We start from the raw sequence: 15,536 nt of genomic DNA, 5'->3' as shown, positions 1-15,536 counted from the left end.
ATGATTGAAAGCATCCTGCGCTTCTCCATTGAGCGGCGTTATTTCGTATTGTCCCTAATTTTTATTCTGGTGGGGCTCGGGGTTTGGAGTTACCAGAAACTCCCTATTGATGCAGTCCCCGATATCACCAATGTTCAGGTGCAGATTAATACTGAAGCACCTGGTTACTCGCCTTTAGAAGCTGAACAGAGAATCACCTATCCGGTAGAGGCGGCACTTGCCGGACTTCCCAACTTGGAGTACACCCGTTCGATTTCTCGCTACGGGCTATCCCAAGTGACCGTGGTTTTCAAAGAGGGGACAGATCTCTATTTTGCGCGAAACTTGATAAACAGTCGTCTGGGTACCATCGAGAGCAATCTGCCCCCTGGGTTGGAGCCGGAAATGGGGCCCATTGCCACCGGGCTCGGTGAGATCTTTATGTATACCGTGGAGGCTCTGCCCGGAGCAACCCAGCCCAATGGTCAGCCCTACGACGCCACTGCACTGCGGGAGATTCAGGATTGGATTATTAAACCGCAATTGTCTCTCGTTCCGGGGGTTACGGAACTAAATACTATCGGTGGCTATAACAAGCAGTATCACGTAACACCGGACCCCCGCCAGATGCTTAACTTCGGCGTATCTATGGAGGACATTGCCGAGGCTTTGCGTCGCAACAACGAAAGTCGAGGTGCTGGCTATCTGGAAAATAATGGACGCCAACTGTTAGTGCGTTCACCGGGACAACTACAGAATATCGGAGAAATTGAAGACGTAGTAATTACCAGCCGATCCGGGGTGCCGGTTAAAATTTCTGATGTTGCTGAAGTGGCTATTGGTAAAGAGCTGCGTACCGGTGCTGCTACGCGAGATGGTGAAGAAACCGTATTGGGCACCGCTATGATGCTGGTGGGGGAAAACTCCCGCGAGGTGGCGCGCAATGTTGCGGAAGCTTTGGAGCAAGTAAAATCCACTGTACCTGAAGGTGTAAAGGTGGAAGCGGTTTACGATCGCACGACGCTCGTGGACAAAGCCATCGCTACCGTGCAGAAAAACCTTATTGAAGGTGCGTTGCTGGTAGTCGTCGTGCTGTTCTTGCTGCTTGGAAATATTCGGGCTGCCTTTATTACGGCCGCTGTGATCCCGCTGTCCATGCTTGCCACTATATTTGGTATGGTGCAAACCGGTGTTTCTGCCAACCTGATGAGTCTCGGTGCGCTCGATTTCGGTCTGATTGTCGATGGGGCTGTAATTATCGTAGAAAATGCGATTCGCAGGCTCGCCGAAGCCCAACAGCGCAAGGGCGGTAAGTTACCTCTGCAAGAGCGACTGGAGCTGGTATTCCAGGCCACCAATGAAGTGATTCGCCCGAGCCTTTTTGGAGTGTTGATTATCACGGTGGTGTATATTCCTTTGTTCACACTGACTGGTGTCGAAGGAAAGATGTTTCACCCTATGGCCGCTACTGTGGTTATGGCGTTATTGGCTGCATTGGTTCTTTCTCTCACCGTAGTACCTGCAGCAGTTGCTGTTTTTCTCACCGGGAAAGTCAGTGAAAAAGAAAATAAGGTGATTGTTGCTACTAAGTCACTGTACAAGCCGCTTTTAATTGCCGCAATGAAAGTGCGTTGGCTGGTACTATCAGGGGCTCTTGCTTTAGTACTGTTTTGTAGTTGGCTAGCTACTACTCTCGGTTCTGAGTTTATCCCTCAGCTTAATGAGGGCGATATTGCACTACACGCTTTACGTATTCCGGGGACTGGCCTCGAGCAGTCGGTGGAAATGCAGCGTCTACTGGAGCAGCGCATTAAGGAGTTCCCCCAGGTAGACAAGGTATTTGCAAAAATTGGTACTCCAGAGGTAGCTACAGATCCAATGCCTCCGAATGTGGCTGATAACTTTGTGATCCTGAAACCCAGAAATCAATGGCCCGATCCAATACTGCCTCAGGAGCAATTGGTGGCAGAAATCGAAGCAGCCGTTCGAGAGCTTCCAGGTAATAACTACGAATTTACCCAGCCAATCCAGATGCGTTTCAACGAGTTGATTTCTGGTGTGCGTGCAGATCTGGGTATCAAAGTATTTGGTGATGACTTGGACCAGCTGGTCGCTTCGTCTAATCAAATCCTGGGTGTGTTAAATGGGATTGAGGGTGTAGCCGATGCTCGAGTAGAGCAGGTTGAAGGTCTGCCAGTTCTCTCTGTAGTCCCCAAGCGTATAGCGCTTGCCCGCTATGGTATCGACCTGAAAACCCTACAGGACTTGGTATCAACCGCAATTGGTGGGGAATCTGCAGGGCTGATTTATGAGGGTGACCGTCGCTTCCAATTGGTAGTAAGGCTGCCGGAAGGGCTGCGCCGGGACTATGAAAACCTTGGTGACTTACCTGTACCTTTACCCGCTGGTAGCCCGCTAGGTAGCTATGTGCCCTTGTCTGAAGTAGCCAATCTTGAAATGACACCGGCTCCCAATCAAGTCAGTCGTGAAAATGGCAAGCGCCGTGTAGTGGTAACCGCGAATGTACGCGATCGCGATTTAGGATCTTTTGTGGAGGAGGCAAAAGCCCGAATCCAACAACAGGTGTCTTTGCCTGCCGGTTACTGGTTGGTATATGGAGGTACATTTGAACAACTGGAATCTGCAAGTACGCGTCTTTCTATCGTTGTCCCGCTGACGCTTTTGGTAATCCTCGGTCTTCTAGTAATGGCTTTCGGCTCATTCAAAGATGCCTTGATCATTTTTACAGGAGTTCCCTTAGCGCTAACTGGCGGGGTGCTAGCTCTATGGCTGCGCGGTATGCCTCTATCGATTTCTGCAGGGGTTGGGTTTATCGCCCTTTCTGGTGTTGCGGTTTTAAACGGCCTGGTAATGCTGTCATTTATTCGTCAGCTGCGGCAACAGGGCGGTGAGCTTTTGGTTTCGATTATTGACGGAGCAATGATTCGTCTTCGTCCTGTATTGATGACTGCTCTGGTCGCCAGCCTAGGGTTCGTGCCTATGGCATTGAATGTGGGTACCGGCGCAGAGGTACAAAGGCCCCTGGCCACGGTTGTGATTGGGGGGATTATTTCTTCCACACTTCTAACTCTGTTTGTACTTCCGTTACTTTATCGGATTGTGCATGGCAGGGGAGGAGACGAGATGGCTAAAAACTCTATTAAGTAGATGTTTCTGCCTACTTCACCTCACAAAAAAGGTGAAGTAGGTGGAGAACCAATGAGGCAAGCTTCAGTTAATTTATTGACTCCTAGTGATGCTCTAAACAAAAGGTATGAGTGCAGGTTGTATAGCTTGAGATGCCTAGTTTATGTGCAGCTGATTCATATCAGATTCTTTAGAGTGTTGATATATTTTTCAGCAAAATTCAAAGCGTTATTTCTTTTTGTCAGTGGCTCACAGTATGAAAAGACAAAAACGGAACTTTTTTCTGTTGAATAAGTGCTCAATGATATTGGATGGGCGCCGTGAGTTTGGAGTGAGGTACCTATGATAGGTTCAAAAAAATTCATGTGCACACCCAGGGATTCCAGGTTACCCAAGTTGGATACGCATAATCCTTCAAGAAAGTAGGGATTGTTGGTTTCGTATTTTTCAACCCACTCAATAATACTCCCTAAATCATAGTTCTTGTGAAAGTTAAACTTACAATATTCGGCGGACACTGCCTGCCGATCAAGTTCAATCTGTAAGTGCTTTGCCAGCTCCCAGGTGTTCTCGATATCGATATCTGGTGTAACCTCAAGAGTAGTAACTGCAGAAAAGGTACCAATAACGCTTAACTCGATTCCGGTGCCGCATAGGTCGCGGACATCCATGGGTAATAAGATTTTGATCCATTCTCTGTGATTTGGCAGTATGTTTGATGCCTGGATGGCAATAGCACAAAAAAGCGCACTAGGTCTTACTTTGTGTTTTCTGCCAATAGTTGCAACGTGAGAGAGTTCCTCCATGGGAAATTTGCGATATAAAATATTGCCCTCCCGTTCAGTAACAAAAGCGGCTTCTTCTACTGGCCATTTAAATAAATTTTCTTTAATTCCAGATGTTTGCTGGTTGGAGAAATGCTTGCTTGAATCAAAGTAGGTCTCAACAGGGTCGTATAACGGCTGTCTATCTAACCTGAATCTTCCTTGATCCAAAAAATACAAATCTAAAATATAGAATATGATCCCGGCAGACCGGCCGTCCAATGCAGCATGATTGCTGACCATAGATATGTAGTCGACTTTACCTAGTGAATTTAGATAGAAGGAAAGAGTATATGTACATGCTTCAACGTTGAGTCCTGTTTTACCTCTGCGAGTATATTCGTATTCAATATTAATGGGTTTTGAAAGTTCTCTTATCTCTAAAGGGATATCCTCAAAGGGTACGTCGCAATACCAGCGCAGTTGCTCACCTGACTCAACACGAGCCTGTAGAAGGGGGTAAATTTTATGGATTAAAGAAAAGGCAGTTTTAAGTTGCTCAACACTCAGTGGAATTAGAACTTTATAAAAGGAAACCAGCAAGGTTCCCCCGCAAGTTCTCCTGGCTAGCTCGGTAAATAATGCTTCTTCAGGCCCCAGCACCCTGGAGAACTCTCGGCTGGACATAGGTGCCTTTCCAAGAACAGATTGACTTAATGTCAAACTTAATAAAATAGAAGTTAAGATGCAAAAGTATTGATACCTAAATATTGCTTGCTTATCTATATATACATGTTCGGAATACATAAGTGTTGGCTAAGATTTGTCGTGACTTGATCTAATGTTGACTGGTTTGAGGTGCATTACTTGAGTGGGGGTATGGGGCAATAGCTCCTTTGGAATACATGTATGCCTTTCAATAAAGCTAGTAACGTCGCCTCCTTTTGGCAGGTTACATTAAAAATCAAGTGCTGAATTTTATATGGTTTATTGGCTTAAGGTTGATGTTTGGTGAAATCTGTGAGATGTATATGATATGACTGACTGTACTTGGTTGGCGTTGCCAATATTTCCTTGCATTGATTTTTGGTGGTCACTTGTAGTGACCAATTAATTCTTTGTTTGAGAATCGTACATAAGGTGAAATTGTTTGGGGGGTAGCCTTGGCTGATTAGGGAGTAATGGGCGCCTTTGCTTTACTTTTGCTTTTGTTCGTTTTTTAAGTCAAGGGTTAGTTCTCAGGTTCTAAAAGCCTCTTGATAGTGTTGATGAATTTTTCTGCAAAATTCAAAACGCTATCTCGTTTTGTGAGTGGATCACAGTACGAAAATATAAATACTGAATTACGTACCGTTGAATAGGTTAGTAGTGAGATAGGGTGAGCCCCATGTGTTTGAAATGGAATTGCCGTGATGATTTCAAAGTACTTCATTGCCGTGCCAAGCGCTTTCATGCTGCCTACATTAGATATACACATTCCTTCAGAAAAGACAGATTTCTTTTCCTCATAATCCTGAGCCCATTCAATAATATCCTCGAGTTTATATTTCTTGGGAAACATAAACTTGAATGGTTCTCCTTCTTCCGCCTGTTTATCAAGCTCAATCTGTAAGTGGCGCGCTAGTTGCCAAGTATCTTCTATGTCTATATTGGGCATGATTTCAAGAGTGGTTGCTGATGAAAAAGCACCTACTGCACTTAATCCAATTTCAGTGCCGCAGAGTTCACGAACATCCATGGGTAGTAAAATTTTTATCCAATCTTTATGGTTGGGTAATATTTTGGATGCTTGAATCGCAATGGCGCAAAACAGGGCGCTTGGCCTTACCTTGTGACTTTTTCCTATTTTTACCAGTTGTGAAATTTCTGCAATCGGAAATTGCCGATATATAGCATGACCTTCACGCTCTGATACAAAAGCAGGTTCCTCTACGGGCCAATTAAAAAGTTCATCTTTTTGAGAAGATGGTTTTTCATGGGCAAAGTATTTAGAGGAGCTAAAGTAGCTTTCGACAGCTTCGTAAAGTGGTTGTCCGCCCAACCTGAATGTCCCTTCATCTTTAAAGAATATGTCCAAAATACAGAATAAAGTCATCACTGATCGGCCATCCAAAGCTGCGTGGCTGCTGACTAGTGAGATCCATTCAACTTCGTCATGGGAATTAATATAGAAAGAAAGTGTATATGTGCATTTTTCAACATCAAGGCCCGTCTTCCCCCGGCGATTGAATTCAGCCTCGAAATCAAGAGGCCCCTTCAATTTTCGAACCTCAATTGGAATTGACTCGAATGGTACGTCGCACCGCCATCGAAGCTTGTTGCCGGACTCAACTCTTGCCTGTAAAAGTGGGTAGATTTTATGTGCCGATGCGAAACCACTTATCAATTTTTCAACGCTAAGAGTAGTGAGTACTTTGATAAAGGAGATTACTAATGTCCCCCCGCAAGTTCGCCTTGCCAACTCGGTGAACATAGCCTCCTCTGCACCTAATACTCTGGAGAGCTCTGTAGCCGGCACAAAGTACCTCCTTTTTAAAGCCCATCCATATCATGTAAAGTAACTTGAATAGGCTTGAATCGCAAAAAACAGTTGCTTAAAGATAAATGGCTGTAGATTTGATTTTGGATACTTTGTTGCAGAAGAATAGTTAAGTGATGGTAAGTTGTACTAACAATAGTTTTGTTGGTGCGGATTTTAATTTAAGGGTTTTTCCAGGAAAATTTTTGTTTATTGGTCTGTAACGGGTTTAGTGAAGTTCTTTACATTTACTTTTACCCTACTGGGGGAAAGTAGACTTACAGTTGGGTTTAGGACAGTAGTTTTGTGGCCAGCATGTTGTAGTTGATGTAAGCTGTGGGTGAGTGCTCTTAGTGGGGGGGATATTTGCTCATACACTGGTTGCCCCTTGCTGAGTAAGATAATTTACACATCTTATATAATTTATTCTGACTGGGCTTTTAAAATATGCCGGAACAACTCTTTACACTTTTACCTTTTTGGCCTGCGATACTTGGAGCTGTAGTACTTTTTTTGCTAGCTAAATCCATCGTGATAGTGGAGCCAAAGCAGTACCACTTCGTGCTATTTCTTGGTAAGTACTGGAAAACTGCCACCCCTGGTTTCAACTTGATTATTCCCTACCTTTCCTGGGTAGACAAAAAAGCCTCAACGGCTCTGCACGAAACCCCTGTTGAGTTGAGTCTAAAGACCAGTAATCATGTCACATTTGGTTTGATTCTAAAGGTTCAGCATCAGGTGTCGTCGGATGTACAGCTTGCATACAAAGCTCTCTATGATCTAGAGAATTACCAGGCACAGCTGAAGTCGTTTGCAACAGATGCAGCTATTCCTGTTGCCAACGGCATTGAGCTGGAAGACGTTTATAACAAAAAAGAACATATAGCTGACAAGGCTAAGGAGCGCCTTCGCCAATTTTTCCACGACTTTGGTGTAGAGATTGTCGATGTATTATCAGATGAGCCGCGGCTACCCAAGTCGGTAGAGGTTCAGGCTAACAAAGTTATGGAAATGCAGCGGGAGAAGCAGGCCGCTACCTACGAGGCTGAGGCGATCCGGGAGCGCGAAGTGGGTAAGGCTAAAGCTGATGGCGAGTCCGTAAAGATTCGTATGGAGAAAATGGGGGAGGCACGACGGGTATATGCACAAAGTGCAGCCGAGGCTATTAAGGTTCTCACCAGCGCTGGTACCAGTGCAGACGAAGCGTTGCGCTTTATGACTGCCATTGCAGATAATGATGCGCTGGTAACTGCTGCACGTCACGGTAGTACTGTGGTAATGGCTACCAGCCAGGCGCAGCAAGTACCTGTCGCTTTGCCGTTACCTGATAAGTCGGCTGCGGTAGCAAAACAACGGCCGCTGAGAGAGCCCGAGCCTGTCTAGTAAGGTCATCCGAGGGGTAAGCCTATGGGCTTATCCTTTGGTAGCTTCGGGGTATCTTGATAGTACTTTACTCCGATAGTCGATGTCGTACTGCTCAGCGCTACAGTGCTTGATATTCTAAGTGGTACAACTACAACATTTTTATCACGGTCCTGGCTCTGCCTATATTGCTTTATCAGTTGTCTTTGGTCGTAATTTGATTCAATAGGCCGATATGATCTTTGCTAGGGATTTTACCGGCGAGTCCAAGCCGGCTAGTCTCGACTATGGTTGGCCCAAGTTAAGGTATGAACTGATTGTATTTATAAAAGCACTGTTAGCCTGCGTAATCACCCTAGCTCTCATTCGAGCAATGACATGAATGATCGGTAATCCAGATAAATCCTTTGCACTTTATATGTGGGATGATATTTCCAAAGCACTCTTATTTTTTGGCTTATTTTTGGCCCTGGATGGAGGATTATGTTTCGCCTGTTTAGAAGGCCGTTGAAGCAAAGTTCTTAGTGTCTTTTGTGCTATTGCTGTTTCGAAGTTCTATTATGACTCCTAATGTGTATTTGGTCTGCATAGCTAGTGGCGGAAAATTATACGTGATATTGAAGCTGTCAAGTTTTTACCTGGAAGATGATGCTCGTATTATGTCTCGGAAGGGCAAGGTATCGCTATTTTATAGTTTGTTGGTATTGGGTAGGAGAATTGATGTCCACTGTCGCGCCAGTATTGGTCTCACATGAATTGTTGCATCTCAAGAAGTTATTGGTAGGGTAATGCTTGGTGGGGGTCCCAGCTGCTAATAAATAAGAATAACATGGTTTTTTTGATTATGACCTAAGAGCTAGAGTAAGAGGTGCAGCTATAGTAGCTCATATATATTAGCTTGCCGCGGCTGCTTAAAGAACCTGGGGGCAGGAATGCACCATCAAAAACTATTCAGTGACAAGAGTGAGCTTTATAAGACTGCTAGGCCAACCTATCCTCCAGAGCTTTATAAGTGTCTCTCAAGCTTGGCTCCATCAAATAAACTTGCCTGGGATTGTGCTTGCGGTAGTGGTCAGGCAGCGATAGGATTGGCGAAACTATTTGGTAGTGTGTACGCATCTGATATTAGTGTCGAGCCAATAAAAGCGGCTAAAGCTCACCCTAATATTCACTATCAAGTAGGACCTGCTGAGCAGTGTGACCTGGCAAATGAGAGTTGTGATTTGGTTTGTGTAGCCCAGGCGTTGCATTGGTTTGACCTTGATGATTTTTGGCCCTAAGTTCTAAGGGTTTTGAAGCCAAAAGGTATTTTTTCAGCTTGGGGCTATAACTGGCCAGTCTTAGATGGAGAACTGGCTCAAATATTCAATGATCTTATTTTGGGTCCAATAGAGGCGCACTGGGCTCCACAAAACAAATTGCTCTGGAATCATTTTAAGGATATAGACTTTCCTTTTGGTACTATACAGGTTTCGAAGCCAACTATGGAAGCAGTCTGGGACCTGAATGGGTTTTTTAATTTTATACATACTTTTTCGGCTGTGCGGAGATGTATAGATGGCATGGGTGGTGAATTTATGGAGCGGGCCTACCGTAAGGCTAGGGAGGTTTGGAAAATACCACAAGAGAAACGAGTGATAGCATTTGATTTTGTGCTCTATGTAGGGTGTAAGAAAGGTTGGTGATAGAGAGATATCGCTATTACTAGATCAGGGCAGTAGAAGTGCTTTGCAAATCTGTATTTAATTTAAATAGTAACTTATCAAATTAGAAAATGTCGGGGAGTTAAAAATGTCTTATGCAGATGGATTTGTAGCAGCTGTACCCTCAGATAACAAAGAAGAATATATTAAGCATGCAAAAATTGCTGCAGAGGTATTTAAAGAGCAGGGGGCCCTAAAGGTTGTTGAAACTTGGGGTGATGATGTTCCAGAAGGCGAATTAACCTCTTTTCCTTTGGCCGTAAAGTGTGCTGGCAATGAAACTGTAGTGTTCTCCTGGGTCCTCTGGCCTTCTAAAGAGGTTCGAGACTCTGGATGGCAGGCGGTTATGGATGATCCGAGGATGAACCCAGATCAAAACCCCATGCCATTTGATGGTAAGAGATTAATCTATGGTGGCTTTAATATTATATTGGATGAATAAGGCATGTTTGTAGGTCATTGCGGTATCTCAATAGCTTAGCTTGAGTTGCCTTTGAGGTGGTATTTTATCGTGAATTGAGTAGTGCGAAGGTTCCGTTAATGATTGATACGTAGTTGTATTTGGCGTGCAGCCACACCTGAAGAGGGTCGATATATTCTGCAGCTTAGTTGGGCTTCGTGATTCTCGAAGCTTGTGGCGACTATCCACTGCCTAAAGAAAGTGAAATTACACTTCACGGCTTCGAAGATGATCTTAACTTCTTTAGTTTGGTAGATTCGTCAAAAGCCCAATATCGCAATGTGGTATTGTTTAGGTCTCTCCCAGGAAAATTGGGTAACCCTAGTTAAGCGTTTGCCTCCTCTACGGGCCCGACGACCTTGGTTACAAGTAATAACGCCATGGTAGCCTCACGACGGACTTGTCAGGTTGGTGTTTGGGGGATAGTAGGAGTTTGCTCTCCACATCGAATGATCCGGAACATGTGGTTAGTGTTACAGCTATATTGCACATTTGTGTATTTTGTTCAACACTCAGTAGATTTAGGGTGACTATTGTTGTCGGCCTTATTCGGGTCATTGTCGCTCTTTTGGAGTTGAATGTAGCTGTATTTAGGGGGTAGGCTTGTCTAATATACATAACTCTCGAAGTTGCCAATCCACGGCTATTAAATTTTTTTTCCACTGCCTACCCCCATGATCGATCGCCCACGCTGTAAATGTAGGGATTATCTACAAGTACACTTATTTGATACGCTAGAGGAATCGAAGACAGTCAGGGTCGGAAGTATTGGCTGTATTGGAGCTCCAAGTATTATTTAAATTAGTGCAGGTGGGATCGGCAAATGGGTCCAGCAAGTCGAAACCAACATTGTCTGTAGATATATTGCCTCGAATTACATTGTCGACACTTCCTGACTGCTCTATATATATTCCCTGGTCACCATTATATTGGACTGTATTTTGGAGGATTGTATTGCTAGAGCCGCTGTCGGAGATCTCAATACCATCATCACCATTATTGGAGGCAATGTTTTGGGATATATAAGAGTTGTTTCCATTAATGACGATTCCGCCACCATCATTATTTTCAGAAACATTGAATGATATGGTTGCTCCTGATCTGTTTAGATCAATTCCATCATCTTCACTGCCTGCAGTATAATTTTGGATAATAGAGGCTGAGGCGCCATTAATTTCGATGCCTTCGTCACCTGCCCCATTAATTATATTTTGTGTTACTGTAGTGAAGTCGCCACTGGCATCTATGCCATCATCACCATCCACCCCATTACTAGTAATAATATTGCCCTGTATTAGATTGTTATTACTCTCTGCTCTGATTCCGTCATCGAGGAGAAAATTAGTGATTTGTGTGTGAAGAATTGAGTGTAAGCCGGAGCCGGCTACCAGAATGCCCCCTGGACAATTCTCTACGCTCCCACCGATAACTTGACGAGAGGTACCCTCAACCATTATACCAAATTGTCCAGTTTCTCCAGCTTCGCCGACGCATGTGATTCCGCCATCACCTGACATATACAGGTTTCCTGAGGGGCCGGTAATGGTTAAAGCGTAAGGGTTTTCTGGTGTTAATTCACATTGTAAATTTTCTGTAAGAGTGGTAGGTGAATTAATAGTATCAAAACATTCAACGGCAAGTGATTGAGGGGAAAATATAACGGCTGAAGTGCTTACCATTAAGTAGATGGGCGTAACCAATGACTTAGAAAATTTGATATTCATTGACGATTCCTTCCATGTGATAAGGTATGAGTAGGTTTAGTTTATCTTTTTTTAGGTGTCCTGAAATGGTTTGTTTAGAGTCTTTAATGCAGTTTTGTGGTTAAAGTGGGTGGCTGTTATTGCAGTAATAATTCTGCTTTGTGTGGTTGTTTCTTTCAAATATTTATTTGGAGTTTTGAGGTTATTGTAATTATATTTTTTTATAAGTCTTTGGATGTTTCCCTTGGTCTATGAGGTTGCTTTTGCCTGAGAAATGCTGGTGTTGATTTTCAATATTTATATGGAAATGTTTAGTGTCGGTTGTCCCATATAGATATTGAGAATTAGTGGGTGTAATTATCTTGTCTGATACTTGTCATCTCAGGTAATACTTTTTGAATTCCTTTAAGGTCAATACTCCGGGTAGTTTTAAATGGCAAACTGGGTAGGGACTATGATCAAGTACTGGGAGTGGTAGGCTCTAATAACCAGGTGGTTCGGTGCTTCCACATGAATATCTAGGGGGTGTACAATTTTGTGATGCCGAAAGTTCCATAGGGAAGCCTTGAAGATCGCAGATGCTGCGCTGTGACACTTGCAATGAGCTGGTGGCATTCGTTGCATGCTGCGCCTAATGTCTGCGACCATCAATGCCTGCAATATACTGCAGAAATATTTTGAGGCCCCTATTAAAAATTTAATTATGGCGCTTTAATAAAAACTGTTCCCAGTTGCATCTCCTCATTTGATTAGTATTGTTTGACTTTCTGGTACCTTTCCGCCAATTTCGTGATCACGATTAGAGGTGCCTTATGCCCAGAATTGGCTAAAAAGGTTAAACGGGATGTCCGGAAATCCGGCGCTGACCTTGCAACAGTGATCCATCAGTATTTTCAGTGGTAAGCCCAATACCGGCCTCTTTTTTAAATATAATGGAATGGAGTGCTACCATCTTGCAATGCAATCTTTCGCGCTTCGGCTCTATATTGTGCTCTCACTGAAATAGTTGACAAAATGTAATTATTCATAATGGAAGTGGCTGTAATCTCCATGAATAAAATGCATCTTCGATGTTTTCATTGTTTCGTCAATGTACCGATAAATGTTTCTCGGATTGGATTGCAGTATTTGATAATAATTATAGGGAGTGGCTTATTAATTGCTCCTTTTTTAAAGCTGTATTTAATTGCTTATTGATATATCTTGCCTATAGCTTATGGCCTCTTGTTCGTAGAGTGCTGCCAGGATAGGAGCAGGTATGGTTAGTGTTTCAAGCAGGGAAAGTACGTCTGACTCGCGAGTTAATATACTCAGGGGTACTTTTATTAATCTATTTGCTAAAATAGTTACCTGGTTTAGCCGAGCTCTGAACTTAGGCTGACGTGATTTTTATATTTTTGTAGGAAAGGGTCTGATAGGTACGAGTTTGAGTGCTGAATAATGGTTATTTAACGATCATGCTTGAAAGTATTCGCTTAGGCAGCGGATAAAATTTGTGATCACCCTGAGTAATAATCGTGCTTGCAAAGAAAAACCTCTCATATTTCTGTCTATATCCTCCTTTCTTCGTGGGTTAATTGTTATTGAGTGTTATCTCAAAAAAATCTCGCTAATGGTTAAATAACCCGAATAAATTGATGTATCTAAAATTGGAGGAACTGACACCCTCGAATGGCTCCAGAGCCAGGTGTCTAATGACTTATGACGTGAAAGTTAGTCTTTTTTGGCTTCTGTTGACTTTCCGGTACCTTTCCACTAGTTTCGCGACCAGGATTAGAGGTGCCTTCTGCCCTGAATTGGCTGAGAAGGTTAAACGGGAAGTCCGGAAATCCGGCGCTGCCCCCGCAACGGTGATCCACCTGTATTCTGAGTGGTAAGCCCGATACCGGCCTCTTTTCTAAACACGATGGAGCGGAGGGCTACCATCTTGCAATACGATCTTTCGCGCTTCGGCGTGCCGCATTGCTATTCCTCCCTCGATCCCATGTGCTTTTGTCTTAGGGGTTGAAACTTGAAAAAATCTATATTGAGCCTGGCTGTTTTGTCAGCCGTGAGCGCGCCGTCTTTTGCTGAATCCACTGTTACCGAATCTTCAATTCCAGACCTGGAAACCGTGGTTGTTGTGAGCTCCCGTCAGGGTGAACCGCTGCGCCAGGTAGCTACTTCAGTAACTGTATTGGATGAAGAACAGCTAAAAGAGCGGGGATTGGTGTCCCTTGCCGATGTCTTGCGCAGTGTTCCTTCCGTGTCTGTTACTAATACAGGGGGTATGGGCAAGACAACCTCCTTAAGGGTACGTGGAGAGTCCGGTTTCAGAACCTTGGTCCAGATAGACGGTATCGACATTTCTGACCCAACTGGTCTTCAGGCCGGTGCCCATGTTGAACATATTATGAGCAGCAATTTACAGCGTGTGGAACTTCTGCGTGGCCCGCAGGGAATGCTCTACGGGGCCGATGCGGGTGGAGTGCTGAATATCTCAACGCGTCGCGAAGATCAAGGACAGCGCTTTGAGCTGTCAGCTGAGGGTGGTAGCTTCGATACTGAACGCTACAATGCCAGCGCTAGCGGTGCCAATGAAACATTGGATTATTTTGTTTCTGCAGCGGCGGCAGAAACCGATGGGTTTAATACCAGCAGCAATGACAAAGAATTGAGAGATGACGACGGTTACGATAATGAAACCTTGCATGGCCGTGTAGGTTGGAATATCTCTGAGCAGTGGCGATTTGAAGCGGTAGCGCGAGATACAGATGCCTCTGGTGAATATGATCGTTGCGGTTGGTTTGTTCTCCATGACGATTGCAACTTTGAGTTTAATCAGGAAAGTGCTCGCGTTAGCTTGGCTCACAAAGGTGAGGACAGCCAACAGGAATTAGCCTATACACGGTCTGAATTGCAGCGTACCTATATCGATGAAGGTGTAACTTCCTATGAAGTAGAAGGTGATATCGAAAAGTTAAACCTAATGGGCTCCCACGGGTTTAGCCGCGAGCATGGGGTGGTCTACGGGGTAGAGCATCGTGAAGATACTGCGGGAGACCTGGATCGAGATCAGTGGGCCCTTTACTCAGAGTATCAGGGAAGCTATGCCGATCAGGCCTATATCACCCTTGGCCTTCGCCATGACAATAACTCCGATTTTGGCAGCTACAACAGCTTCCGCGCCAGCTCAGCCTATTTGTTTGAGGATGTTGCCAACGGTACTGTAAAGATAAAAAGCAGTTTTGGAACAGGCTTCCGTGCCCCAAGCCTGTATGAAGTCAACTACAACGCTACCGCAATTGATTGGTTGACCTATGCCCCATTGGACTTACCGTCTCTTAAGCCGGAAGAGAGTCAGGGTCTAGACCTTGGTGTCGAGTACTTTAATGAAGATGCTCTGCACCTTGAATTGGTGCTGTTTCACCAGATTATTGAAAATGCAATTGGCTGGAACTCGGACGCTTCTGGTTACTTGCAAAGTAGTGGAACAAGCAAATCTTGTGGGGTCGAATTGGTAGCGGAAGCACAGATAACTGATACCCTGTTACTCTCTGCCAACTACACCTACACCGACGCTGAAGAGGCCGATGATTCTCCCCGGGCTCGCAGCCCTAAGCACCTAGCCAATCTCGGCTTCACTTATCAGCCTACCAGTGACTTGAGTCTGGTTATGAACCTGCGCGGCAGCGCAGATGTTGTCGATAGAGATGGCTCCTCGCTGGATAATTATCATGTCCTGGATGCCAGCGTTCGTTATCAGCTGAATAATTCTACAACGGTATTTGTTCGCGGTGAAAACCTCACCGATGACGACTATGTGGAAGTTACTGGCTATAACACCGCAGGCCTCGCCGGTTATGCTGGTGTGGAATTCAGCTTCTAAAACACTTTTTTATAGGTTCTTGAACTGAGGTG

Annotated in this window: 9 protein-coding genes and 1 riboswitch; of the genes, 6 read left to right on the top strand and 3 right to left on the bottom strand. The window is 44.4% G+C overall.

Annotated elements, in window-relative coordinates; translation table 11 throughout:
* Positions 1-3,147 (top strand): efflux RND transporter permease subunit, encoded by a 3,147-nt coding sequence (locus tag ACJJI6_RS06565; RefSeq protein WP_475712893.1) that lies wholly within the window; start codon positions 1-3, stop codon positions 3,145-3,147.
* 155 nt (positions 3,148-3,302) lie between these two features.
* Here the strand turns inward: ACJJI6_RS06565 and ACJJI6_RS06560 are convergent, their stop codons facing one another.
* Positions 3,303-4,577, bottom strand: a complete 1,275-nt coding sequence (locus ACJJI6_RS06560) for a hypothetical protein (RefSeq protein ID WP_475712892.1) — start codon at positions 4,575-4,577, stop codon at positions 3,303-3,305.
* 544 nt (positions 4,578-5,121) lie between these two features.
* On the bottom strand, positions 5,122-6,408 hold the full coding sequence (locus tag ACJJI6_RS06555; RefSeq protein ID WP_475712891.1) for a hypothetical protein: 1,287 nt from the start codon (positions 6,406-6,408) through the stop codon (positions 5,122-5,124).
* 447 nt (positions 6,409-6,855) lie between these two features.
* Between ACJJI6_RS06555 and ACJJI6_RS06550 the strand changes: the two genes are divergently transcribed.
* From ACJJI6_RS06550 to ACJJI6_RS06535, 4 genes are all read left to right on the top strand, one after another.
* Complete coding sequence (locus tag ACJJI6_RS06550; RefSeq protein ID WP_413662199.1) at positions 6,856-7,791, top strand: SPFH domain-containing protein; 936 nt, start codon at positions 6,856-6,858, stop codon at positions 7,789-7,791.
* A gap of 911 nt (positions 7,792-8,702) precedes the next feature.
* On the top strand, positions 8,703-9,050 hold the full coding sequence (locus ACJJI6_RS06545; RefSeq protein WP_475712890.1) for a class I SAM-dependent methyltransferase: 348 nt from the start codon (positions 8,703-8,705) through the stop codon (positions 9,048-9,050).
* A 12-nt stretch (positions 9,051-9,062) separates the two neighbouring features.
* Positions 9,063-9,455 carry a hypothetical protein gene (locus tag ACJJI6_RS06540; RefSeq protein ID WP_475712889.1) on the top strand — a complete coding sequence of 131 codons (393 nt, stop codon included), beginning with the start codon at positions 9,063-9,065 and terminating at the stop codon, positions 9,453-9,455.
* A 106-nt stretch (positions 9,456-9,561) separates the two neighbouring features.
* The gene (locus ACJJI6_RS06535; RefSeq protein ID WP_444897492.1) at positions 9,562-9,915 is read left to right on the top strand and encodes a DUF1428 domain-containing protein; all 354 of its coding nucleotides are present in this window, start codon (positions 9,562-9,564) and stop codon (positions 9,913-9,915) included.
* Between the two features lie 752 nt (positions 9,916-10,667).
* Here the strand turns inward: ACJJI6_RS06535 and ACJJI6_RS06530 are convergent.
* On the bottom strand, positions 10,668-11,657 hold the full coding sequence (locus ACJJI6_RS06530) for a right-handed parallel beta-helix repeat-containing protein (protein WP_475712888.1): 990 nt from the start codon (positions 11,655-11,657) through the stop codon (positions 10,668-10,670).
* A gap of 1,739 nt (positions 11,658-13,396) precedes the next feature.
* Positions 13,397-13,544: riboswitch (cobalamin riboswitch) on the top strand.
* A gap of 103 nt (positions 13,545-13,647) precedes the next feature.
* Between ACJJI6_RS06530 and ACJJI6_RS06525 the strand changes: the two genes are divergently transcribed.
* Positions 13,648-15,504, top strand: a complete 1,857-nt coding sequence (locus ACJJI6_RS06525) for a TonB-dependent receptor plug domain-containing protein (RefSeq protein ID WP_445364110.1) — start codon at positions 13,648-13,650, stop codon at positions 15,502-15,504.
* Positions 15,505-15,536: the final 32 nt, after the last annotated feature.

It is taken from the genome of Microbulbifer maximicatervae (SeqCode) (assembly GCF_056232625.1).
This window is presented reverse-complemented; position numbering and strand designations above follow the sequence as displayed.

Coding starts and splice junctions, on each gene's coding strand:
- ACJJI6_RS06560 (WP_475712892.1), bottom strand. CDS start 4,577: ATGTCCAGCCGAGAGTTCTCCAGGGTGCTGGGGCCTGAAGAAGCATTA.
- ACJJI6_RS06545 (WP_475712890.1), top strand. CDS start 8,703: ATGCACCATCAAAAACTATTCAGTGACAAGAGTGAGCTTTATAAGACT.
- ACJJI6_RS06535 (WP_444897492.1), top strand. CDS start 9,562: ATGTCTTATGCAGATGGATTTGTAGCAGCTGTACCCTCAGATAACAAA.
- ACJJI6_RS06550 (WP_413662199.1), top strand. CDS start 6,856: ATGCCGGAACAACTCTTTACACTTTTACCTTTTTGGCCTGCGATACTT.
- ACJJI6_RS06565 (WP_475712893.1), top strand. CDS start 1: ATGATTGAAAGCATCCTGCGCTTCTCCATTGAGCGGCGTTATTTCGTA.
- ACJJI6_RS06530 (WP_475712888.1), bottom strand. CDS start 11,657: ATGAATATCAAATTTTCTAAGTCATTGGTTACGCCCATCTACTTAATG.